Source organism: Pseudidiomarina marina, from assembly GCF_044807045.1.
Taxonomy (GTDB): Bacteria; Pseudomonadota; Gammaproteobacteria; order Enterobacterales; family Alteromonadaceae; genus Pseudidiomarina; species Pseudidiomarina marina.
In genome coordinates this window covers 515,322-539,753 of sequence record NZ_CP085233.1, presented here as the reverse complement: position 1 = coordinate 539,753, position 24,432 = coordinate 515,322, and the positions used below count along the sequence as shown (strand labels likewise).

The 24,432-nt window shown below is 49.2% G+C and carries 22 protein-coding genes; 10 read left to right on the top strand and 12 right to left on the bottom strand.

Annotation, left to right across the window (positions count from 1 at the left end; translation table 11 throughout):
* The first annotated feature begins 119 nt into the window (after positions 1-119).
* On the top strand, positions 120-2,276 hold the full coding sequence (gene katG, locus LG272_RS02615; RefSeq protein WP_404409464.1) for a catalase/peroxidase HPI: 2,157 nt from the start codon (positions 120-122) through the stop codon (positions 2,274-2,276).
* 319 nt (positions 2,277-2,595) lie between these two features.
* Positions 2,596-3,525, top strand: coding sequence for a GGDEF domain-containing protein (locus LG272_RS02610; RefSeq protein ID WP_404409462.1), 930 nt, complete (start codon positions 2,596-2,598; stop codon positions 3,523-3,525).
* Positions 3,526-3,533: 8 nt separating this feature from the next.
* On the opposite strand, the gene LG272_RS02605 is transcribed toward LG272_RS02610, so the two are convergent.
* On the bottom strand, positions 3,534-4,385 hold the full coding sequence (locus tag LG272_RS02605) for a LysR family transcriptional regulator (RefSeq protein ID WP_404409460.1): 852 nt from the start codon (positions 4,383-4,385) through the stop codon (positions 3,534-3,536).
* A 213-nt stretch (positions 4,386-4,598) separates the two neighbouring features.
* On the opposite strand from LG272_RS02605, the gene LG272_RS02600 reads away from it, so the two are divergent.
* The 3 genes from LG272_RS02600 to LG272_RS02590 are packed head-to-tail and all read left to right on the top strand — an operon-like array spanning position 4,599 to position 9,067.
* Positions 4,599-5,774, top strand: a complete 1,176-nt coding sequence (locus LG272_RS02600) for an acyl-CoA dehydrogenase (protein WP_404409458.1) — start codon at positions 4,599-4,601, stop codon at positions 5,772-5,774.
* Positions 5,775-5,801: 27 nt separating this feature from the next.
* Positions 5,802-7,997 (top strand): thiamine pyrophosphate-dependent enzyme, encoded by a 2,196-nt coding sequence (locus tag LG272_RS02595; RefSeq protein WP_404409456.1) that lies wholly within the window; start codon positions 5,802-5,804, stop codon positions 7,995-7,997.
* Positions 7,997-9,067 (top strand): malonyl CoA-ACP transacylase, encoded by a 1,071-nt coding sequence (locus LG272_RS02590; protein WP_404409454.1) that lies wholly within the window; start codon positions 7,997-7,999, stop codon positions 9,065-9,067. Before LG272_RS02595 ends, LG272_RS02590 begins: the two co-directional genes overlap by 1 nt.
* On the opposite strand, the gene LG272_RS02585 is transcribed toward LG272_RS02590, so the two are convergent.
* From LG272_RS02585 to LG272_RS02575, 3 genes are read right to left on the bottom strand one after another with little or no spacing between them, the layout of a single operon-like run.
* Positions 9,027-9,842 carry a mechanosensitive ion channel family protein gene (locus tag LG272_RS02585; protein WP_126759953.1) on the bottom strand — a complete coding sequence of 272 codons (816 nt, stop codon included), beginning with the start codon at positions 9,840-9,842 and terminating at the stop codon, positions 9,027-9,029. The genes LG272_RS02590 and LG272_RS02585 overlap by 41 nt on opposite strands.
* A gap of 28 nt (positions 9,843-9,870) precedes the next feature.
* On the bottom strand, positions 9,871-10,854 hold the full coding sequence (locus LG272_RS02580) for a hypothetical protein (protein ID WP_404409451.1): 984 nt from the start codon (positions 10,852-10,854) through the stop codon (positions 9,871-9,873).
* Between the two features lie 32 nt (positions 10,855-10,886).
* Entirely contained in the window at positions 10,887-11,861 is a 975-nt protein-coding gene (locus LG272_RS02575) for a lyase (RefSeq protein ID WP_404409449.1), read from the bottom strand.
* Positions 11,862-12,014: 153 nt separating this feature from the next.
* Between LG272_RS02575 and LG272_RS02570 the strand changes: the two genes are divergently transcribed.
* Positions 12,015-12,641 (top strand): LysE family translocator, encoded by a 627-nt coding sequence (locus tag LG272_RS02570; RefSeq protein WP_126759950.1) that lies wholly within the window; start codon positions 12,015-12,017, stop codon positions 12,639-12,641.
* Here LG272_RS02570 and recQ read toward each other — a convergent pair.
* Positions 12,638-14,455, bottom strand: a complete 1,818-nt coding sequence (recQ, locus tag LG272_RS02565; RefSeq protein WP_404409447.1) for a DNA helicase RecQ — start codon at positions 14,453-14,455, stop codon at positions 12,638-12,640. The two genes, LG272_RS02570 and recQ, sit on opposite strands and share 4 nt — an antisense overlap.
* Positions 14,456-14,599: 144 nt before the next feature.
* Here recQ and rarD point away from each other — a divergent pair, with 144 nt between their 5' ends.
* Positions 14,600-15,499 (top strand): EamA family transporter RarD, encoded by a 900-nt coding sequence (rarD, locus tag LG272_RS02560; protein ID WP_404409445.1) that lies wholly within the window; start codon positions 14,600-14,602, stop codon positions 15,497-15,499.
* Here rarD and uvrD read toward each other — a convergent pair.
* From uvrD to LG272_RS02525, 7 genes are read right to left on the bottom strand one after another with little or no spacing between them, the layout of a single operon-like run.
* On the bottom strand, positions 15,475-17,670 hold the full coding sequence (gene uvrD / locus LG272_RS02555; RefSeq protein WP_404409443.1) for a DNA helicase II: 2,196 nt from the start codon (positions 17,668-17,670) through the stop codon (positions 15,475-15,477). The genes rarD and uvrD overlap by 25 nt on opposite strands.
* A 60-nt stretch (positions 17,671-17,730) precedes the next feature.
* Positions 17,731-18,456, bottom strand: coding sequence for an HAD-IA family hydrolase (locus LG272_RS02550; protein WP_404409441.1), 726 nt, complete (start codon positions 18,454-18,456; stop codon positions 17,731-17,733).
* 8 nt (positions 18,457-18,464) lie between these two features.
* Entirely contained in the window at positions 18,465-19,370 is a 906-nt protein-coding gene (locus LG272_RS02545) for a tyrosine recombinase XerC (protein WP_404409439.1), read from the bottom strand.
* On the bottom strand, positions 19,357-20,064 hold the full coding sequence (locus LG272_RS02540; RefSeq protein ID WP_126759945.1) for a DUF484 family protein: 708 nt from the start codon (positions 20,062-20,064) through the stop codon (positions 19,357-19,359). Before LG272_RS02540 ends, LG272_RS02545 begins: the two co-directional genes overlap by 14 nt.
* Complete coding sequence (gene dapF, locus LG272_RS02535; protein ID WP_404409437.1) at positions 20,061-20,882, bottom strand: diaminopimelate epimerase; 822 nt, start codon at positions 20,880-20,882, stop codon at positions 20,061-20,063. Before dapF ends, LG272_RS02540 begins: the two co-directional genes overlap by 4 nt.
* A complete protein-coding gene (lysA, locus tag LG272_RS02530; protein WP_126759943.1) occupies positions 20,879-22,129 on the bottom strand; it encodes a diaminopimelate decarboxylase in 1,251 nt (416 codons plus the stop codon). The genes dapF and lysA overlap by 4 nt, the downstream gene beginning before the upstream one ends.
* A 2-nt stretch (positions 22,130-22,131) precedes the next feature.
* Positions 22,132-22,275 carry a lipoprotein gene (locus LG272_RS02525; RefSeq protein ID WP_157980822.1) on the bottom strand — a complete coding sequence of 48 codons (144 nt, stop codon included), beginning with the start codon at positions 22,273-22,275 and terminating at the stop codon, positions 22,132-22,134.
* A gap of 89 nt (positions 22,276-22,364) precedes the next feature.
* Here LG272_RS02525 and cyaY point away from each other — a divergent pair, with 89 nt between their 5' ends.
* From cyaY to LG272_RS02510, 3 genes are read left to right on the top strand one after another with little or no spacing between them, the layout of a single operon-like run.
* Entirely contained in the window at positions 22,365-22,691 is a 327-nt protein-coding gene (gene cyaY, locus LG272_RS02520) for an iron donor protein CyaY (RefSeq protein WP_404409434.1), read from the top strand.
* A gap of 15 nt (positions 22,692-22,706) precedes the next feature.
* Positions 22,707-23,648, top strand: coding sequence for a hydroxymethylbilane synthase (gene hemC / locus LG272_RS02515; protein ID WP_126759940.1), 942 nt, complete (start codon positions 22,707-22,709; stop codon positions 23,646-23,648).
* Entirely contained in the window at positions 23,645-24,418 is a 774-nt protein-coding gene (locus tag LG272_RS02510; RefSeq protein WP_126759939.1) for a uroporphyrinogen-III synthase, read from the top strand. Before hemC ends, LG272_RS02510 begins: the two co-directional genes overlap by 4 nt.
* The last annotated feature ends 14 nt before the right edge of the window (positions 24,419-24,432 follow it).

Below are 24,432 nucleotides of genomic sequence, written 5' to 3'. Positions count from 1 at the left end.
TCGAAAAAAGCTATTAAGTTGGTCGTTTTTATTTACTTTGACTAGACTCATTAAGAGCGTAGGGTAAGGCATTATCATGAAATTTGATGATGCTAACGAATTGAAACGAGGAGTTTTTTATGAGTGACAATGCAGGTAAATGCCCAGTCATGCACGGTGGCAACACTGCGACCGGCAAATCAAATATGGATTGGTGGCCGAATGCCTTGAACTTAGACATTCTGCACCAGCACGACCGCAAGACCAACCCGCTAGATCCTGACTTCAAATATTCCGAAGCGTTGAAACAACTCGACGTTGACGCATTAAAGAATGACTTAAAAGCCTTAATGACCGACAGCCAAGCGTGGTGGCCGGCCGATTGGGGTCATTACGGTGGTTTGATGATTCGGATGGCGTGGCACGCAGCGGGTTCTTATCGTATTGCTGATGGTCGCGGTGGCGGCGGTACCGGCAATCAGCGCTTTGCGCCATTAAACTCATGGCCAGACAACGTGAACCTCGACAAAGCTCGTCGTTTGTTGTGGCCGATTAAAAAGAAATACGGCAACAAAATTAGCTGGGCCGATTTAATCATCTTAGCCGGCACCATGGCCTATGAATCGATGGGCTTACCATCCTACGGTTTCGCATTCGGTCGCGAAGATATTTGGCACCCAGAGAAAGATACTTACTGGGGTTCTGAAACTGAGTGGTTAGGTAAAACGCGTTACGAAAAAGAAGATAGTGCCAGCCTAGAAAATCCATTAGCTGCGGTTCAGATGGGCTTGATTTATGTGAACCCAGAGGGTGTCGACGGTAATCCAGATCCACTGCGTACCGCACAAGACGTTCGCGAAACCTTCTTGCGTATGGCCATGAATGATGAAGAAACAGTCGCATTAACCGCAGGTGGTCACACCGTTGGTAAATGTCATGGTAACGGCAGGGCTGAGAACTTGGGTCCTGATCCTGAATCTGCCGACGTTCATGAGCAAGGCTTAGGCTGGAACAATACTAAAACCCGCGGCATTGGCCGAGATACGGTGACTAGCGGCATTGAAGGCGCATGGACAACCCACCCAACCCAATGGGACAACGGCTATTTCTACTTGCTGTTTACCTATGACTGGGAACTGAAAAAGAGCCCAGCCGGCGCTTGGCAGTGGGAGCCGATTAATATTAAAGAAGAGGACAAACCGGTTGATGTGGAAGACCCATCCATTCGTCGGAATCCAATTATGACCGATGCGGATATGGCGATGAAGATGGACCCTGAGTATCGGAAAATTTCTGAGCGCTTTTATAAAGACCCTGAGTATTTCTCAAAAGTGTTCGCTCGTGCTTGGTATAAGCTGACGCACCGCGACATGGGGCCACTGGCTCGCTATTTAGGCCCAGATGTTCCGCAAGAAGAGTTGATTTGGCAAGACCCTGTTCCTGCTGGCAGCAAAGACTATGATGTTGCCGCAGTGAAAGCGAAAATTGCTGACACGGGGCTATCGATTGCTGAGCTTGCGGCAACCGCATGGGATAGCGCGCGCACGTTCCGTGGCTCCGATCTTCGCGGCGGTGCGAACGGTGCACGTATTCGTTTAGCGCCACAGAAAGACTGGGAAGGCAATGAGCCTGAGCGTCTCGCGAAAGTGTTGAGTAAGCTTGAACCGATTGCAAAAGCAACCGGCGCCAGCATTGCTGATGTGATTGTGCTTGGCGGTAACTACGCCATAGAGCAAGCGGCGAAGAACGCTGGCTTCAATATTGAAGTGCCATTTGCCTCAGGTCGTGGCGACGCCACCGACGAGCAAACCGATGTTGACTCATTTGAGCCACTGGAGCCAATTCATGATGGTTTCCGCAACTGGTTGAAGAAGAACTACACCGTGCAACCGGAAGAGTTGTTGCTCGATCGCGCTCAGTTAATGGGGCTAACGGCTCCTGAGATGACTGTGCTCATGGGCGGCATGCGTGTACTTGGCACCAATTACGGTGACAGCAAGCATGGTGTATTTACCGACCGTGTTGGTAGCTTAACCAATGATTTCTTCGTCACGCTCACCGATATGCATTACAAGTGGGAGCCAACTGGCCGCAACAGTTATGCGATAAAAGATCGTAACACCGGTGAAACCAAATACACCGCAACGCGTGTTGATCTGGTGTTTGGTTCGAACTCGATTTTACGTTCATACGCTGAACTCTATGCACAAGACGATTCACAAGAAAAATTTGTGAAAGACTTCGTCAAAGCATGGACCAAAGTGATGAATGCAGACCGATTTGATATCGCTTCTTAGTTAGTTGGAATATTCGCGCTCTGTCATTGAGGCAGAGCGCGAATGTAAGTTCGATTGTGCGACGCGTTTGAACGAGCTATTCTGGCTTTTCGTTGTTATTTAGCTCCAAGAGACTTGTGCGTTGATTCATCTACCCACATTGATCATTACGACAATCATTTTAAACATTGTACTTGGTATAACCCTGCTTGTTATTCACCGAGCTATTCCTACGCAAAAGAGTTTTAAAACATGGGCGCTTGCGTGTTTCTTATTTGCCCTAGCCAATGTTCTGACCAGCCTCCGAGGGACAATTGAGCAACCTTGGCTGACGATTGTTGTGGCAGATTTACTAATTATTAGTGTGCCATTGCTCGCTTTACACGGCATGCGACAGTATCGCCAACAAACTGACGTGCCACTGACTAGCATTGTCGTCACCCTAGTCGTCAGTACGATATTGCTGCTTAGCACGCTATCGATAGCTCATGTCGCCGAAGCAATGACAGCGACTTTATGCGGTGTGATTTATCTTTTCGCTGCCAACTACCTTCGGCACATTCGGCCAACGCCGCGAATTACTCGCCAAATATTGATGGGGCTATTTGGTATTCACGGTTTGCTCATGCTGCTTATGGCAAATACTGCGCTGCAAATCGCCGATACAAGCGAGACTTTATTTACGCTGTTGTTGATGGCGCATTTAATGATGACCACGATGACCACGCTACTGTTTCCGGTTCTCGCTTTTTCTCACAACGAGCGACGACTGCTTAAAATTGCACACCTTGATGAATTGACGGAATTATTTAATCGACGCGCTTTTTTTGAACAGGGCGCGCTACTCCTTGCTCAAAATAAGCAGTTGGAAAAACCGTCGTGTATTTTGATGATCGACCTTGATCATTTCAAATCAATCAATGACCAGTTTGGCCATGCGGCGGGTGATGCTTGCCTAAGACATGTGGCAGAAATTATTCGTAGAACAATGCGCGAGCGCGACGTTGCTGCGCGTATTGGCGGCGAAGAGTTTGCGATTGCTTTAGCCGATGTGGATCGTCAGCAAGCGGAAATGATAAGTCAGCGTCTGGTCGAGCGGATTGCTGCACAATCCTTCCATTTCGATGGTCGTAATATAGAGCTAACCGTCAGCCTAGGAGGAATTCTTAGCGCACGCAGCACCCGATCACTAGATGACCTACTCAACGATGCCGACGCAGCACTTTATGCCGCCAAAGCAAGCGGTCGTAACCAATTTAAATTTGCTTGATAACACAGCTACGGGGTTGTTGGCTGACTTCGTTGTTGGCACAGTATGCGCAACCAGTCTAGCGCCGGCTGACCTGCTTTTGAGCGCGGATACGCAAGACCAATCGTCCGTTGTAAGGTAATGCCCTCAAGTGGTCGCAAAATCACATCCTGACGTTCGCGAAGCACCTCGAAATCAGGAACCAATGCAACACCAACACCAGCAGAAACCAACCCAAGCGCATATTCAATGGTGTGAATGTCCGCCCTTATATCTGGCTGAATTCCGTTTCTTATCAACTCCGGATAAAACTGCGACCATGCATCGCACGGTGTGCGTTTAATCAGTGCCAATTCATCGAAATCTTCCAATTGTAAACTCGGTTTGAGCGCTAACGGGTGTCCAGCAGGTAATGCAATCAAAAAATGGTCAGTCCAAATAGGCAAAAACTGTTCACCGGCTTTGAGCATTTTCGGGGTAATGATTCGCGCATCGGCATCATCCTCCGGCTCCACCAAATGCAATTCCAACCCTTCCACTCCGGCACTGAATTCACGTAGTAATTGACTCATACGCTCCACCCCCAAAGCACGAATCAATCCCAACCGAAATTGCACCCGCTTCACGCTATGTCGAAACGAGGCTTTCAGCGATTGCATTTGACTGAGCAATCGCCCGGCATGGCCATACAAACGCTCGCCATCTTCGGTTGGCGTCACGCCGCGCGATTGCCGCACGAACAGCGCAGTACCCAATTCATCTTCCAGTTGCTGTAGTGCAGCCGACAAGCTTGGTTGCGCCACATGACAGGCTCGAGCCGCGGCACTAATACTGCCGTTTTCGTATACTGCCACGAAGTAATTCAGTTGTCGTAAATCCATAGGTAAAAGCTATAGCTGGTTTAGTTTTTATATGATTTAACTTTACAACAAACAGGAGTAAAGTGAAGTAAAACTAGTGCGATATTAGCTATTAGATATTGGATATTAGCTATTAGATATTGGATATTGGATATTAGATCTGATATTTCAGGTTTTCCTAATATCCAATATCTAATAGCTAATATCGATTTCGAATTTAACTGAGGATTTCTCATGGCTCGTTTTCCTTTTGACTGGCAAGACCCATTCCAATTTTCATCCATGCTGACTGAAGAAGAACGCATGATTCGCGATACCGCCCATCAGTACTGCCAAGAAAAACTGATGACTCGGGTGCTCACGGCAAACCGCGAAGAGCGTTTTGATCGTGAGATTATGAACGAGTTAGGTGAGCTCGGATTATTGGGTGCGACGTTGCCGGAAAAATACGGCTGTGCGGAAGTGAATCATGTTTGTTATGGCTTAATTGCACGTGAAGTTGAGCGCGTCGATAGCGGTTACCGCAGTGCGATGAGTGTGCAATCAAGCTTGGTGATGCACCCGATTTATGCCTACGGTACCGAAGAGCAACGCATGAAATATTTGCCGAAGTTAGCAAGCGGTGAGTGGGTTGGTTGCTTTGGTTTGACCGAACCGGATGCCGGTTCTGACCCTGCCAGCATGCGTACTACGGCGAAAAAGATTGACGGCGGTTATGTGCTGAAAGGCACTAAAATGTGGATTACTAACTCACCGATTGCCGATGTGTTTGTGGTGTGGGCGAAGCTTGATGGCGAAATTCGCGGCTTCGTACTTGAGAAAGGTATGAAGGGTTTATCCGCACCTAAAATTGAAGGCAAATTCTCACTGCGCGCGTCAATTACCGGTGAGATTGTGATGGATAACGTCGAAGTGCCAGAAGATGCCTTGTTGCCAAACGTGAGCGGTTTGAAAGGCCCATTTGGCTGTTTGAACAAAGCCCGCTACGGTATTGCTTGGGGCGCTCTTGGTGCAGCCGAATTTTGCTGGCATGCGGCGCGTCAATATACGCTTGATCGCCATCAGTTTAATCGCCCATTGGCGGCAACGCAGCTGATTCAGAAGAAATTGGCGGATATGCAAACGGAAATCACCATCGGTTTATTAGCCTGTTTACAAGCAGGTCGATTGATGGATCTTGACCAGTTACCACCAGAAACTATTTCGTTAATTAAGCGCAACTCCTGTGGCAAAGCGCTGGATATAGCACGTGTTGCACGTGATATGCACGGCGGTAATGGTATTGCTGACGAGTATCATGTGATTCGCCATGTGATGAACCTTGAAGCGGTAAATACCTACGAAGGGACGCACGATGTTCATGCCCTGATTCTGGGTCGTGCACAAACTGGCTTACAAGCGTTCGGTTAAACCCACTCGGTCGCAGGAGGTTTCCCTATGGCTGCAGCAATGCACCCGTGGCTGGTGGAGTTTATCCAGCGTATTGATGACCATCGCTTACCAACGGCGCACGCCGCCGGTGGTGTTCTAAGCGATGCTGATTTATTTGATTTATTTGAATCGCAACTTGATAGCCGCTTATTGGATTTGCAATCACGCTTGATGCAAGCGGCGGGGCAAAGTTTCTACACCATCGGTAGCGCCGGCCATGAAGGCAATGCCGCGGTAGCGAAAGCTTTACGCGTAACTGACCCAGCGTTTTTGCATTATCGTAGCGGAGCGTTCTTTATTCAGCGGGCGAAGCAAGCGCCTGGCAGCACGCCGCTGTACGACATGATGCTAAGTTTTGCCGCCTCGGCGGACGAACCTATTGCCGGCGGTCGCCATAAAGTTTTGGGTAGCTTGCATTTAAACGTTCCGCCACAAACCAGCACCATTGCCTCGCACGTTCCAAAAGCAATGGGCACAGCATTTGCGATTGGTTTATCAAAGCGCTTAAACCACAAAGGTACCTGGCCGCATGATGCAATTGCTATGTGTAGCTTTGGGGATGCTTCGGCCAACCATTCGACCGCACTTGGCGCGATCAACTCAGCCAGTTGGGCGGCTTATCAGCAAATTCCTATGCCATTGTTATTGGTATGCGAAGATAATGGGTTGGGCATTTCGACTCATACGCCAAAAGGCTGGATTCAGCAGCAACTGAGCCAACGCCCGTCGTTAAAGTATTTCTTTGCCGATGGAAGTAATTTAGCAGAGACCTATTTGGTAGCGCGCGAGGCAGCTGACTATGTTCGGCAGAAGCGCAAACCGGCAGTGCTCCATTTACGCACCGTACGTTTGTTTGGCCACGCTGGAGCTGACGCAGAAGTTGCCTATCGTAGCAAACAGGAAATCGCCCTCGATAGCGAACGCGATCCGCTATTACATAGCTGCGCCGCGTTAATCAGTCGTGGTTTACTCGACCACCAGCAGCTCATTGCGTATGTGCATCAACAGCAGCAACGTATAGCACGTATCGCGAAACAAGCATCGCAACAGCCCAAATTAGAAACCGCTGAACAGGTGATGGCTTCGATTGTACCGCCAAAGCGGAAGAGCAACCTACCAGCGCCGGTGAGTGGCGAGCAGCGCACAAACTTATTCAAGTGGGACAAGCACAACGCTGGGAAGCCTCAGCATTTAGCCAAACTCATTAACTTAGCGCTGCATGACTTGATGGCACAACACCAAAACATCGTGATGTGTGGTGAGGATATTGCCAAAAAAGGCGGCGTATATCACGTCACCCAACACCTGATGGAAGCTTTTGGCCCGAACCGGGTACTGAATACTGTGCTTGATGAGCAAAGTATTCTAGGACTCGCGATTGGAATGGCACAGCAAGGTTTTATTGCGATGCCGGAAATTCAGTTTTTGGCCTACGTCCATAATGCGGAAGACCAAATACGCGGTGAGGCCGCAACGCTGTCATTCTTCTCCAATGGCCAGTACACCAACCCAATGGTGATTCGCATTGCCGGGCTTGCTTACCAACGCGGCTTTGGCGGACACTTCCACAATGACAACTCATTTGCGGTGTTTCGCGATATTCCGGGTGTGATTTTATTGTGTCCATCGAATGGTCGTGATGGCGCTTTATTGATGCGTCAAGCAGTTGACTTAGCGGCACGTGAGCAACGCGTGGTGATCATGTTGGAGCCGATTGCGCTCTACATGACCCGTGATTTACACCAAGAAGGTGACGGTGGCTGGTTACATGAGTACCCAAGCCCACAAGAGCCGACACCAGTACTTGGTGAACCTGCCATTCACGGTGACGGCAATGATTTAGCAATTATCTCGTACGGTAATGGCTACTATTTGAGTCGCCAAGCGGAAGCAAAACTTGCCGAGCAAGGCCATAAAGTTCGCGTTATTGATATCCGCTGTTTAGTACCACTGCATGTGGATAAAATAATTGATGCACTGGGTGGCTGCAAAAAAGTATTAATTGTGGACGAATGTCGGCGCCGCGGCTCATTGAGTGAAGAGTTATTCACAGCATTACATGAAACCAACCCCGGTATGTTTACTGTTTCGCGCCTCAACGCTGAAGATAGCTTTATCCCTCTAGGTAAAGCGGCCTACAGCGTTTTACCATCGACTGAACAGATCATTGCCCAGGCGCAACAATTGCTGGAGGCGAACTAATGGCTACAGAACGTAAAACCGCCCTGATTGTTTGCCCTGGGCGAGGTACTTACAACAAACCAGAATTGGGATCAATTGTAGGCTCAATTTCGTCCTCAACTTCGACAAAAATCGGCGAAAATAAGGCAAACTTAACCGATGTACTGCATCAGATCGACTCTGTTCGTGACCAATTAGGGCAACCAACGGTTACCGCACTTGATCAAGCGCCATTGTTTAAAACGTCTCTTCATCAGAAACCTGAGAACGCAGCAGCGCTGATTTATGCTGGCGGCTACCTAGATTATTTGTCGATTGATCATGAGCGTTTCGAAGTGGTTGGCATTACCGGCAACTCAATGGGATGGTACACCGCGATGGCGAGCGCCGGTTGCTGGGACATTGACACCAGTACGCGGTTAGTTACCAACATGGCGCAGCTCACTGCTGGCGGCGAAGGCGCTCAATTTATTTACCCGATTGTCGACAGCGATTGGCGTCCGCACCAAGGCTATATCGACGCGGTTAATGAGCAACTCGCACGCTTTCCTGATGAGTTGAAAATGTCGATTCGCTACGGCGGTTATGCAGTACTTGCGGGGTCCGAACAAGCCTGTACCGAAGCGGTCAAATCGTTACCTCGTGTTGATGACCGTTTCCCAATGATTTTGCCTGGCCACGCCGCGTTCCACACACATTTTATGAACGACGCGTCGCAGCAAGCGCTCGATTTATGGCCGCAAGCCGCATTTCGAGCGCCGCAAGTACCGTTAATTGATGGTCGCGGGCATATTTGGTCACCGCATGTGGTTGATAAGGCCGCATTACATCAGTACACACTCGGTCATCAGGTAACACAAACGTATGACTTCACCCGCGCCATTCAAACGGCGGTGAAAGAATTTGCGCCAGACCATATTATTTTATTGGGACCAGGTGCCGGTTTAGGTGGTGCGGTAGCGCAAGCTCTCATTGAGATGAACTGGCAGGGGTTGAATAGCAAAGCGGAGTTTGCGGCGCGCCAGCAAGCTGACACGCCCTATGTGTTGTCTATGGGGTTACCTGAACAGCGTGCTCTGGTGACAGGTTAGCAAAGTCGATAGATGCTGCTCGAAGGCAATTTTTGCCTCGAGCAGTCAGGTCGCTGATAAATTGAAACTGCTGGCGCGGATCAATAGGATAAGCTTTGATGCGATAATGTGTGCCCCAAGGCTGTTCTCGAACGCTTACCGAAATTGGATTCTGGAGCTTTACATAAGGGCTCGTTAAAGTCACATCTTCAAGAATGCTGCGCACTAGGTTTGGATCGTGATTTGGTGCCAAATAAAAGTGCGTTACACACATCAAACTAGCGCCACCATTGTTCGCATTGTGAATCAATTCCGTCCATAATTTTAGATGTGGGATGAAAACAACCGTGTCGTCTGGCGTGACTATCTCTACGGCACGCATACCAATATGTTTTACCTCACCATAGGTTCCGTTTACTTCAATCCAATCACCTGGGCGGTAGGGCAATTCATATACTGCAACAATACCAGCCACCAAACTGCTCACATAATCTTTCATGGCGAAGCCAATCGCCAGACCTGCAGCTCCAAGAATTGCAACCATGTTTTGCATCGAGGTTTCTATTACCATCGGCACAATCCAAATGGTTGCCAAGACAAAGACAATAACACGCAAGGTTGGAATCATCGCTAACACAAACAGACGTTGCTTACCGTGTAAGTGCTCTGCAATCCAGGGGAATAACCGCTGGCTTAACCATATAATTGCCACTGAAGCCGCAATCACCACTGCAATTTCAATAACAACGTCGCTTGTTACCGTTTTAAATAACCCAAGAATTTTGTCCGTTTCCATACTCATTTCCTACTCGCAACAGTTGGTGCTAGAACGCATCAACGAAAAAGCCGCGACTCCTCAAAAAGTCACGCACAGCTAAGTAACCGTAAACGGTTACATACCATTCATTGTCTTCATAGCTAATTAACTTTGCTTGTTGCAACTGAAGTAACTGAACATCAAGCTGATCGGCGGTGATTATCGGTAGCAAACGCTGTAGCGATTCGCCTGCTAAGCCCCGATGCAATAGTAATGTATAGAGAACAAATGCCGTTTCATCACGACAATCAGGCGGCATACTCGGAAGTTGGTGTTCGCTGTCTTGCTCCACAGCCCATAATGCAAGCGCCAAACCGACGTTGCCGAAAGCTCTCGCCGCTAAACTTTTTAATTTTTTATCTTCGGCCTGAATACCGACTTGACGCAAAAGCACCTCATCAGCTGCCGCAAAGCAATAGACATTCGGAAGGTTTACTGGCCAAGCACGTTGCAGAAATGCAAAGCTCCAACTGTCGCAAACGACAAGACCTTGTCCTAGTTCACCACGCAATAACTTTGGTAACAAAGCACGGATAAACGTCAGGCCATCGGTGCGCCGTTGCCAGTACTTAGCGAAGTCGTCAATTATCCATTGTTTAGCTGATTGCTCTCGCCACCATGACTCAACATCAATACCGCAGAATTGTTCTTCCTGTGGAGCTGTTAATGAAGGCCATTGATGTCGCACTGCCCATTCACGCACAATGTTAGCGGTACCGCTAAACGGCGGACTAATCAGGAATTTAATACCGGAATCGCCATCTTCGCGCCACTCGTCGAAAGCTACGTCGAGTGCATCAGCACCAGGTTTTAAATCAAACTCGCGATAACCTGGGAAGTCCGATTGTTCTTCATCATCAGACCTTTCTTCAACCCTTGGAAACAAGTTTCGAATATGCTGAAACAACTGTTGCACGCGGGTACTTGCTGGCGCATCAGGCCGTTTAAATTCAGCTAACCGGATGATGCGCCAGTTGTTTTCAGATGACATAGATTCCGTGTCCTTTTATCTGGTTTTCCGACTCAATAATGACGGATAGTGGCACGGCCTATTGTATTTGTATCGGTGCCGAACCATAGTGCGCGGCTTTCTGGATCAAACACCATATGGCGAATTGTGCCGCCGCCACTTTCAACTTCAAACGGTTCAGTGAAGGTTTCACTTACCGAATCAAAGCCAACAATTCGGTTGGGTTGAACACCCGTTTCCGCAGCCCATACGTAACCGCGATGATCGACTGCCATGGCATACGGCATCGACTGCGTGCCCGCAGGCATTGGCCATTCCTTAATTTCATCCGTGGCCGGATTCCAGCGTCCTAAATAGCCACCCGCATAATCGACGTACCAGAAATGACCTTGTGCATCGACGCCCAGCCGACGTGGCCGATTGTTGTCACGAGGCAATTGGATTTCTTTCACGTCATTGTCATCGTCCAGTGTCACGAGCTTATTCGTACCAAACAAGGTAGCCCACGGCTTACCTTGAAACACCACAAGACCATAAGGGCGTGCATTCTTGGTTGGCACATCCCACAAGGTAATATTGTTCGTTTTCGCATCCATATGGCCAATCTGATTCGCGCCTTGTGCGCTAAACCAAATGTCGCCATTCATATCAAACTCCATGGTATGAACGTCACGGCGGCCTTTCCCAGGAAGCGGATACTGCGTAATTTCAAAGGTTTCCCGATCGATTTTCCCTATATGTGCACCTTTGTTGCCGGCATACCAAGCACCGCGGTCATCCACAATAATATTGTGCGGCCCGGCGCCATCGGGCAAATCAACCCGTTTCATTTCACCGGTTTTTGGGTTCAACACGGCTGCATAATCAGAGCGTTGCCCAACAAACCAAACTTCATCATCACCGGCAACATAAGGGTCGCGCGGTCGCGAGTTTTCCCATGGCACTTGCCATTCGGTAATTTCAAGCGTGGCATTCGCCGGCTCGGCCGGAGCGCCACTGAGCATGAGTGCTAATGTCATTGCCAACATAATAACCTCCACTTCGATATTAGCTATTGGATATTAGATATTAGTAACTACTAAACAGCTTAGTCGAATTTAATGAAGATTTGATCGCATGCGGCTCACTGCTTTTGCTAATATCAAATATCCAATAGCTAATATCTTTTTATAGGATTTCTGATGTTTGAGATCTTTATTGCTGTTTTATTTTTTGCTTTCTCGACCACCATAACACCTGGACCAAACAACGTCATGATTATGTCATCAGGCATGAACTACGGCGTTAAGGCGAGCATGCCGCACTTTTTGGGTATTTGTTTAGGCTTCCCACTGATGGTGCTGCTGGTCGGGTTAGGCTTTGGGGTGATTTTTGATCGTTTCCCGAATTTGCATCAATTGATCAAGGTACTCGGCGTGCTGTATTTGTTGTGGTTAGCATGGCATATCGGTACCGCAGAGCCGCAAGCAATTAAAAGGGGCGAGAAAAAACCGTTCACGTTTTGGCAGGCAGCACTGTTTCAATGGGTGAATGCAAAGGCTTGGGTGATGGCGTCAGGTGCGGTGGCTGCGTTCACGACGGTACAAGGTACGCCATTCCTGGAAGTACTAGCTATTACCTTAGCTTTCTTGTTAATGGCGTTTCCATGCGTTGGTGTGTGGTTAGTCTTTGGTTCGTTACTACGCAAGGTGTTAACGAACCCAATCATGCAGCGTCTGTTCAATATCACCATGGCGATTATTCTGGTGCTATCTATTGTGCCAGTGGTGATGGAGTTATGGCGCTTTTACTTCGCGCCAGCGGTTTAAAAACTGCTAATAGGTTCATCGTCGGCATCGAGGTAGGCAGTAATTGCCGCGATAAACTCTTGGCCGTAGCGTTCTAACTTTTTCTGACCGACACCGGTAATAGCCAACATGGCCGTTTCATCAGTTGGGTAACTCACCGCCATTTCCACTAAGCTGGTGTCGTTGAATACCACAAACGGTGGCACCTCTTCAGCGTCGGCAATGGCTTTGCGTAGCGCACGTAAACGCCGGAACAGCACCTTATCGTAATCACCGCGGTCAGCCACTCGCGGCTTGCTCACCACTAAATTGATGCGCGGTTCGGCAAGCTGTAAGGCGACTTCACCGCGCAGTACCGGCCGCGCTGCATCGGTCAGTTGCAGCACGCCATACTGCTGCACATTTTGAATCACCAGACCACGATGAATGAGCTGGCGCACTACGCCTAGCCAGTATTCGTGGCTTTGTTCAGCGCCAATGCCATACGTTGATAGCTTGTCGTGCCCTAATTCAATAAGCCGCTGCGATTTACTACCACGCAACACATCAATCACGTGATTCACGCCAAAGCGCTGGCCAACACGATAAACACAAGACAGCACTTTTTGCGCGTCAACCGTACCATCGTATTGGCGCGGTGGATCGAGACAGATATCGCAGTTTCCACAGGGCTTATCGCGGTATTCATTGAAGTAGTTGAGTAAGACTAAACGCCGACAAGTTTGCGCCTCACTCATTGCCTGCATGGCAGTAAACTTATGCAGCTCAATACGACGACGTTCTTCATCTGGGTGATCGTGAATAATCGATTTTATCCATGCAGCATCGGACGGATCATAGAGCAGCACCGCTTCAGCTGGCAAACCATCACGGCCGGCACGGCCAGTTTCTTGATAATAACCTTCAACACTACGCGGCACGTCGAAATGCACCACAAAGCGCACATTCGGCTTGTTGATACCCATCCCAAACGCCACAGTTGCCACCACCACATCAATATCATCGCGAACAAAGCCACGCAGTACGGTCTCACGTTGGTCATGTTCCATGCCGGCATGGTAACCGGCGGCTCTTAAACCTTCTCGCTGCAGCTTTTCGGCAAGCTCTTCAACCTTCTTGCGACTACCACAATAAACGATTCCTGAAGCGCCACGCTGTTTCTTAATGTAGTCGGTGACCTGCTTATAGGGTTTGTATTTTTCTTCAACCACGTAGCGGATATTGGGACGGTCAAACGATCCTTTATACACTACCGGATCGTGTAAATGCAGCCGACTAATAATATCGGCTTCCGTTGCGGCATCGGCGGTTGCCGTTAACGCCATAAACGGCACATTGGGCAACGATTCACGAAGTTGGCCGAGCTGGCCATATTCAGGACGGAAATCGTGGCCCCATTGAGAAATACAGTGCGCCTCATCAATCGCAACCAAAGTCACCGGCCATTGTTGCAGTAAACGAATGAAAAAACCTTGCATGGCACGCTCTGGACTCACATAAAGTAACCGTATTTGATTACTATTGAGCTGTTGCATGATCTGGCTGCTTTGCTCTGGCGTGAGTCCATTGTTGAGCGCTGCTGCGGGAACACCCATGGTTTGTAAGGCTTCCACTTGGTCTTGCATAAGACTAATCAGCGGCGAAATCACCACCGTTAAGCCGTCCGAATTTAATGCAGGCAACTGATAACAAAGTGACTTGCCACCACCTGTTGGCATCAACACTAGGGCATCGCGCTGTTGCTGCACGGCTTCGATCACCTGCAGTTGGCCTTCGCGAAACGCGGTATAGCCAAATACATCGGCAAGAAGTTGTGACAGCGCAGATTCAGACAAAATAGCGTCTCCAATTGACGGCAAGCTCGTATTAGCTCTATTGTATGCATCCCGCTTGCGAAGCTCCACCGACGATCATGAAAATCCGTGATATTCTGTCGGCGAGTGCTGGTTTTTCGTACAATTCAACGTGAGATGCTCAAGATGACTGATGATGCCGCCCGCAGCCGCCAAGGTGTATTCTTTGCTATTGCTGCTTACACTATGTGGGGTGTTGCGCCGATTTATTTTAAATGGCTGCAAGAAGTACCGGCTTTGGAGATTCTAAGCCACCGCATTCTCTGGTCCTTCATTCTTGTATTTATCCTGATAATGGTGCTTCGCCGCGGCAATCGCTTAAAGCCTGTGCTGCAAAATAAACAACAAATGGCACGCTTAGCCTTGGCAACCTGTTTACTCGGCGGTAATTGGTTCTTGTTCATTTGGGCGATTAACAACGATCATATACTCGATGCCAGCTTAGGTTATTACATCAACCCACTGTTAAACGTGGCGATTGGTATGGCGTTTTTTGCTGAGCGGATGCGTAAAATGCAGTTGGTTGCCATTGCGTTTGCTGTTACCGGCGTGTTGATTCAGGTTATTTCTTTCGGTTCGGTGCCATGGGTGGCACTAGCGCTCGCATGCAGCTTCGCAATTTATGGCGCTATTCGTAAACGTCTACCGATAGACTCAATTACCGGCCTGTGGCTCGAAACATTAATATTGACGCCTGCGGTACTGATATATTTAGTGTTCTTTGCCAGCTCTAATGCGGCTGATATGACCCAGAATACATGGCAGATTAACACGCTACTTATTGCTGCAGGTGTTGTGACGACGGCGCCATTATTATGTTTCACCGCCGCCGCGCAACGCATTCGCTATTCAACCTTGGGTTTCTTTCAGTACATTGGCCCCAGTATGATGTTCGTTCTGGCCGTGTGGGTGTATGGCGAACCACTCGCTGCAGATAAGCTGGTGACGTTCGCCATTATTTGGGTGGCGTTAGCGCTTTACAGCATTGATACGCTCGTGCATCAACAGCGCTCTAAACGCGCGTAACCAACAACTAACCATTTGCTGCCCACCTCGTCGAAGTTCACTTGAATACGACTTTGTGGGCCCGTGCCCTCGTAGTTCAGCACCGTACCTTCGCCAAACTTGGTATGACGTACGCGCTGACCGAGACTATATCCGGTTTGCTCAAATGCTTCGTGGCTAGCACCACTGTGAAACCGACCAAGTGCATGGGATTGATGTGTGGTACGCGACTGCAAGCGCACGTGATGAATCATTTCCGGTGGAATCTCACCCACAAAGCGACTCACCGTACTATGCTTTTCTTGGCCGTAAATGCGCCGTGATTCGGCGTAACTAATCACCAGTTTTTGCATGGCGCGCGTCATACCCACGTAGCACAGGCGACGCTCTTCTTCGAGCCGACCACTCTCACCAATCGATTGCTGCGACGGAAATAAACCCTCTTCAACGCCGCTCATAAACACGAGTGGAAACTCGAGACCTTTCGCACTGTGCAACGTCATTAACTGCACGGCATCTTGATGCTCATCAGCTTGTTCTTCGCCCGATTCCAACGCTGCATGCGCCAAGAAGGCATTGAGTGGCGTCATCTCATCTTCAATCACACTGTCGAGCGTGTTGAAGTTGTCGCAGGCGTTCACGAGCTCTTTTAAGTTCTCAACGCGAGTTTCTGCTTTCTCGCCCTTTTCAGCCTGAAACATCGCCATCAAACCACTTTTTTTGATCGCTGTATCGACTTGACGGCCCAACGGATAATCGCTGGTTTCATCCTCGAGGCCATCAATTAAATCGAGGAAGGCTTGCACCGCATTGCCCGCTCGACCACTCAGAATTTTTTCTTGCACCAATTGCTTCGCCGCTTCCCACATCGGTAATCCGCGCTCTCGCGAACCCTCACGAATAATGCCAAGCGTTCGGTCACCAATACCCCGCGTTGGCGTATTGATCACGCGCTCAAACGCGGCGTCATCATTACGGCTCGCCACTAAGCGCATATAAGCCAGCGCATCTTTGACTTCCATACGGTCAAAGAAGCGTAACCCGCCATAAATACGATAAGGAATTCGGGCATGCAGCAAGGCGTCTTCCAGTACGCGCGATTGCGCGTTACTGCGGTATAAAATGGCGACATCTTGCAGCGCATTACCCTGCTCATACCATTGCTCGATGCGCCCGGCAATATAACGCGCCTCGTCCATTTCGTTGAAGGCAGCGTACAAATCAATTGGCTCACCAGCGCTGCCATCAGTCCATAACTCTTTACCGAGACGCCCTTGGTTATTGGCGATCACCTCGTTAGCAGCCGTCAGAATATTATTGGTGGAGCGATAGTTTTGCTCCAATCGAATAGTTAAAACATTCGGGAAGTCGCGTAAAAATTGCTGAATATTCTCTACGCGAGCGCCGCGCCAGCCGTAAATCGATTGATCATCGTCACCCACGATGGTGACATAGTTCGTGTCATCATGCCCTTGGCCGACTCCCGAAAGCAGTTTGATCCAGCCATATTGAATGGCATTGGTATCTTGGAACTCGTCCACCAAAATATGGCGGAAGCGACGCTGATAATGCTCACGGACATGTTTGTTATCACGAATGAGCTCGTGCGCGCGTAGCAACAATTCAGCGAAATCGACCAGCCCTGCGCGGTCACAAGCGACTTGATAGGCCTCATATATCTCTTTTAAGGTGCGCTCATTGAAGTCATACCCATCGAGATGATGGGGCCGCAAACCTTCATCTTTTTTGCCGTTGATAAACCATTGTGCTTGCTTCGGCGGCCAACGTTTTTCATCTAAATTCAAGCTACGCATGACGCGTTTGACCAAGCGCTGTTGATCGTCACTATCGAGAATTTGAAAATTCTGCGGTAACCCGACATCCATATAATGCGCACGAAGTAGGCGATGGGCGAGCCCATGAAAGGTACCAATCCACATCGTGCGCACTGAACTACCTAACAGCTGCTCAATACGCCCACGCATTTCCGCCGCCGCTTTGTTAGTAAAAGTCACCGCCATAATGCTATGTGGTGAAATGCCTTTTTCTTGAATGAGCCAAGCAATACGATGCACCAACACCCGTGTTTTACCACTGCCAGCGCCGGCAAGGACCAACATGTGACGCTCGGCGGCGCCAACGGCTTCACGTTGTTTGTCGTTCAGTTGTGCGAGTAATGGGTGATGTTGCATGAATAATTACCAACAAATAAAAAGGGCAGTGTAGTCACAGAATACTGTATATGCAACCAGTTACTTATGCGATTTAAGTAACTGCTCGGTGAGTTGCTGCAAATTGTTGTACGCCAATGTCGGCAATACTTGTAAGTGATCGTGTTTACCTAAACCACCGGTGAACCAGGCACTCTGCCAACCGACACGATGGGCGCCTAATACATCAGCATTTGGACTATCACCGACGTGTAACCATTGCGATGGTGCCACTTCTGGAAGTTGCTGCTGTGCCGCCAAAAACATATCCGCAAAAGGTTTACCGCGAAGTTCGTCTGACGGCTGAAAGACTCCAGTGAAATAATCACCAAGACCAATGGCATCAACGCTGACATTACCATTGCTTAACGCAAATAAAGGGTAATATTCAGCAAGTTGCGCCAATGCGGCGTGAACATCTGCCGAAATTTCAACCGCATTGCGATGTGCCATGAAGTGTGCAAAAGCGGCGTCGACACCGCCACTAATTTCGTTCTCAGCAATGGCAAACTGACGCAACCCGTCAGCCAGAGCGGTACGGCGCAATTGCGTCATATTGCTCGCTAAATCGGGCTGTGCGTGCATTAGTTGTTGACGATGCCGTAACCAATCAGACGCTTGCCATGCTGCTGTTTGCGGGAATTCGCGAGCAAGGAAATCACGGACAGCTTGCTCGGCTCGCTGCATCACTGGCACATTATTATAAAGGGTATCATCGAGATCAAAGCTGACAGCTTTGACAGGATATAAGCGGCGATAAAACTGCATCAATCAACCTATTCTTTTTTCTTCCGAGCGCGCGGATGAGCGCCATCGTAAACCTTCGCCAAGTGTTGAAAATCGAGATGGGTATACACTTGCGTGGTACTTAAATTCGCATGGCCAAGCAATTCTTGCACAGCGCGCAAATCACCACTTGATTCTAACATATGCGAAGCAAACGAGTGGCGTAGTTTATGCGGATGCAACGTACCTTTTAGCCCTTGCTGTTGTCCCCAATAATTCAAGCGTTGCTGCACAGTGCGCGGATTAATACGCTGGTTCCGCTGTGAAATAAACAGCGCCAGCTCGGTTAAATTGCCACCTAGCCACTGTGCGCGAAGCGGTAACCAGCGCTCTAACGCTTCTGCTGCGCAACGTCCATAAGGGACAATGCGTGTTTTATTACCTTTACCTAAAACTCGAAGTTCTCGGTGCCGTGTCTGAATCGCATCAACATCAAGCGCCACCAGCTCAGCTAAACGCAGTCCACTGCCATATAAAAGCTCCATCATGGCGGCGTCACGAATCGCTAGCGGATCATCTTGCGGCAATTGCAGCAACTGGCTAATGCTGTCTACATCAAGGTTTTTCGGTAAACGCTTGGCTTTGCGTGGTGCTTTAAGCTGTGCAGCGGGATTGTCCGTTAACCAGTTTTCGCGAATGAGATACTGACAAAATGTTCGCCAAGCAGCTAACCTCAGCGCCAGCGATGCATCGCCAAGACCGCGCCGGCGCCAGCTGACAAACAAGCGTTCAAATACTGGAAGGTTAAATTGCTGTGGATTATCGATGCGCTGACTCGCTAATTCCACAATGTCGTCGGCGAGAATCCGACCATAACTATTGAGCGTGTGATCGGCGAGCCCGCGCTCGCCGGCTAGGTGATCTAAAAAACGTTGGCGTAATTCAGACAGCGTCATGATGGTTGGCTTGATGCTGCAATAAAGGTGGCAGCAACTTACTCAACAACGCTTGCAATTGACGCACGAGCAAAGTATCCATTGCGGGCTCAAAATGTCCGGCATCGTGGTTACCAATCGCCAACATCCCTAATTCGCCCTTATTGCCGAGAAGCAATAACGCAACCGAGGCAATGGGTTCATCTGGGAACAGCAGCTTTTTCTCATCTGCTGTCAAACGCCCTAAGTACACCTGAGAATTCTGGAAACGTTTGCTCAGTAGCATTTTGTGCGTATCGGCAGCAAAGGTGAATTGTTCATCAAGCTCAATGGGGCTATCGAAAAACTTCAAACGCAAGGCTGGCATATTGAGGCGTTCAGAGAAAGTTTGCTGCAATGCATCCATAATGCTTGGTAAGTCGTCGCACTCCAGCAGCGTGACATAGAGCTCACTGTAGGTTTGAAATAACTCTTCATTGCGGCGTGCCGTCACCATTAAATCAGTGATTTCTTCTTCCAAGTGCATAATGCGCTGGCGCAATACCTGTTGTTGGCGTTCCACCAACGATACGGCACCGCGCTCCTGATGACGCAAGCTTAGTTGCTGTAACAACTGTGGATGTCGCTCAAAAAAATCAGGGTTCTCTTCTAGGTATTGAGCAATGAGCGTGTCGTCAACAACTGGGGTACCTAATTTTTTTACTTCTGTCGTCATAGTTTTATATATCCATCATAAACATGCTCAGCAGAACCGGTCATGCGCACCGGTTGGCCTGGTTGCCAACGAATCGTCAAATAACCGCCGGGTAATTCCACAATCACTTGATCGGCAAGCTTGTCTTGGCGCATACCAATCACTGCGGCTGCACACGCACCGCTCCCACAAGCTTGCGTTTCTCCAACGCCGCGTTCGTACACGCGAAGTTTAATTCGGTTGCGATCAACCACCTGCATAAAACCAACATTCACGCCTTCAGGGAAACGTTCATGCGTTGCTAATGCTTTACCCATCGACTCAACCGGAGCCGTATCAACATTATCCACTTCAATCACACAATGCGGATTTCCAATGCCCATAACGCCGGCCAAAATGGTTTGATCTTGTTCGCGCAAAATATACGTTAGCTCTTCTTTGTTCGCTTTAAACGGTACTTCGGCTGGGGTAAATGTCGGCTGCCCCATCTCAACAGTAATACGCCCGTCACGCTCATGATGCAAAACCATTTTGCCCGCTTTGGTGCTCACACGCAGATGATTTTTATTGCTTAGGCCTTTAAGTTTCACAAACAGCGCGAAACAACGCGCACCATTTCCACATTGGGATACTTCCGAGCCATCGGCGTTGAAAATACGATAATGAAAATCCAGATCGGGGTCATAGGGTGGTTCAACCAACAACAGCTGATCAAAGCCAACACCACGATGACGATCGGCCCAATGCCGAATTTGTTCTGGGTTGACATAAATATTCTGAGTGACGCCATCTATCACCATGAAGTCATTGCCGAGCCCATGCATTTTTGCAAAATTCATTCTGGCATCTCCATGATTTGCTCACCTTTCCATAAATCACTCAGCTTTTCGCGCGCTCGAATCACTTGCGCCTTGTTGCCAGCAACCATGACTTCTGCGGCACGTGGGCGCGTATTGTAATTCGAGCTCATAGTAAAACCATAGGCGCCAGCATTCATAACCGCCAACAAATCGCCCTCGTTTGCGGTTATGTGACGCGCATGACCAAGAAAGTCGCCGGTTTCACATACCGGTCCCACCACATCTACAATAGACGTACCAGCTTCATGCTGGGTGACCGGGATAATGTCATGGTACGCCTGATACAGTGCCGGACGCATAAGGTCGTTCATACCCGCATCAACCAATAAAAAGTCTTTCTCAACGCCCGGTTTATGATATTCAACCTGCGTGACTAACACGCCAGCATTGCCGACAATGGCTCGGCCCGGCTCGAGCATTAAAGTGAGGTCACCGACTTGCTCAGCACGCTTTTGCAGCTCAAGTAAGTAAGCACTCACATCAAGCTTATTCTCGTGCTGGTAAGGAATGCCCATACCACCCCCCATATCGAGGTGGGAGATTGCGATGCCCTCGTTACGCAACGTTACAATCAATTCGAGCATTAAATCTGCGGCATCTAAAAATGGCGCTGGCGTGAGAATCTGTGAGCCAATATGGCAATCTAACCCTTGCATGGCAATATTCGAAAGCCCCTGAGCTCGGCGCGCAACATCCGGCGCTTGCGCCATAGCAATCCCAAATTTATTGCTTTTCAGGCCCGTTGAGATGTATGGATGAGTCTGGGCATCCACATCGGGGTTCACGCGTAACGACACTGGAGCAACAACCCCGTGCGCTTTGGCAACGTCATTCAGCCGCTCTAATTCAGCAGCCGATTCAACATTGAAACAATAGATGCCTTGCTCTAACGCATAAGCCATTTCGTTGCGGCTTTTGGCAACGCCTGAAAAAACGACATCACTTGCTTTACCGCCAGCCGCAATAACGCGGGCTAGTTCACCACCAGAAACGATATCAAAACCAGCACCAAGCTTTGCCAGCACATTCAATACGGCCAAATTACTATTGGCTTTTACGGCGTAACAAAGCTTGTGCGGCGCCGGCCAATGCGCGGCGAATTGCCGCCAATTTTCTACCATACGCTGATGCGAATAGACATATAACGGCGTACCGTGCTCAGCGGCAAGTTCACTCACGCGGCATTGTTCGGCAAAAAGCTCGCCATCACGATAATTAAAACTCATGCCTACTCACCATTTTCTGCAGGGTTGGACGGTTGGTTTTGTTCAGCTGGTGGCGGCATTTCTAACGGCCCTTTTTGCCCACAAGCGGCGATAAAACCGAGTGTTCCTGCTACAATGATCAGACGCATTACTTTCAAGTTAAACATCGGTAAACTGTACCTAATAATTACGGTTAAATTTGTTGATGCGTCTATCATCGCATTGAGACGCACAAATGTCATTATCAGGAGTTGACATGCAAGAGCACGAATACCATGAATTAGCCGAAGCAACTATTTTAGCTATTGAAGAAGCAGTAGAAGCCTGCGGCGTTGATATTGATTGTGAGTCAGGCGGCGACATCCTTGAATTAACATTCCCGAATGGCACCAAAATGGTCATCAACAAGCAGCCTCCTCTGCATCAACTCTGGGTAGCAACCAAGTTTAATGGTCATCACTTTGAGTATCGCGACGGGCAATGGATTGATAACCGCACCGGTAGCGAATTATGGGCGCTACTTAGCGAAGCGGCAAGTCGCCAAGCTGACTCGACCTTGTTGCTAACACCACCTTCAAACTAAGTTTAGAGCTGAATTATGAGTAAAACTTTACGCATCGCCACACGCAAGAGCCTGCTCGCCATGTGGCAAGCGGAACACATTAAAGCGCGCCTCGAGCAGTTACATCCCGATTTGACGGTAGAACTGCTACCGATGAGCACGCGAGGTGACGTGATTCTTGATACGCCATTGGCAAAAATTGGTGGGAAGGGGCTGTTCGTTAAAGAGCTTGAGGTTGCCATGCTTGAAGGCCAAGCTGATTTAGCTGTGCATTCAATGAAAGACTTGCCTGTTGAGTTCCCTGAAGGCCTTGAGTTGTTTGGTATTTGCGAGCGTGAAGATCCGCGCGATGCCTTTGTTTCAAATAATTATGCGCAACTTGACGATTTACCCGAGGGCGCCATTGTAGGCACCTGTAGTTTGCGCCGTAAGTGCCAGATCTTGGCAAACTTCCCTCATCTTGTGGTTCACGATTTGCGCGGCAACGTGCAAACGCGCTTACGGAAACTCGATGAAGGGCAGTTCGACGCTATTATTCTGGCGGCATCTGGGTTGATACGCCTAGAGCTGACTGACCGCATTAAACAGCGCATTCCTGCTGAGCTAAGTTTGCCTGCCAATGGTCAAGGTGTGCTTGGTATAGAGTGTCGTAGTGATGACGACGCCACAAAAGCGTTATTGGCACCGCTTACCTGCGCCGATACACGCAGCTGCGTATTAGCTGAACGCGCGATGAATCGCCGATTGCAAGGTGGTTGCCAAGTACCCATTGGGGCATACGCTGAGTTGCACGGTGAACTCCTCCATTTGCGTGGCTTGGTGGGGCGCCCTGACGGCAGTGAAATTATTGAAGGTGAAATAAAAGGCCATCGCGATCATGCCGAGGCGCTCGGTACTGAATTGGCCGAGTATTTATTAGCGCGCGGCGCCGGTAAAATTTTGAACGATGTGTATGCGGAGAATGAGTTGCAATCATGAGCCATCATTTGCTGCTGTTACGACCAGATGACCAAGCGCGCGAGTTAGCTCAGTTATTACAGCAGCGAGCGAGCGGGGCTGGCATAGCGTTAACCTGTAGCAGCAAAAGTATGGTGAAAATTAGTAGCTTTGACGATCCCAACTACAGTTTGCGCGACATTTTGCGGCAACCGTGGGATGCCGGCATGATGGTCAGCGTGAATGCTGCGCGCTATTTTGCCCAGCAAGCGCAGGCGTGGGCGCCAGAGTGTGCGATGCCCTCAGCGCGCTGGTATGCCGTGGGGCCAACCAGTGCTGCGGCAATTGCAAAAGTGGTTGGTCGCCCAGTGAATTGTCCGTGGCGACAGCACAACAGCGATGCCTTGCTGAAACTGCCTGAGTTGCAACGGGTAAAAGGTCAGCGCTGGTTACTCGTGCGCGGCCATGGCGGTCGTGAGCTCGTTGCAGACACGCTGCGAGCACGCGGCGCCGAAGTGACGTATCTGGAAGTGTATCAACGTACACCGGTATCTCTTGATGCGACTGAATTTGAACAATGGCAGCAGCGGATTAACGGTATCGTCGTTACCAGCGCCGAGCAGTTAGGTTATTTTCTTGCGGCGTTGCCAAAGCAAGCGTTAAGCTGGTTAGAACAGTGTTATTGGATTGTCGCGAGCGATCGATTAAAGCAATTGATGCCATCAGCAGTGCATGGCAAGGTTGCCGTTGCGCATAGTGCAACGCCGTTCGCAATTGCCGATGCCTGGCAACAATTATTGGAACAGCAGTAAGCATATAAGGAACC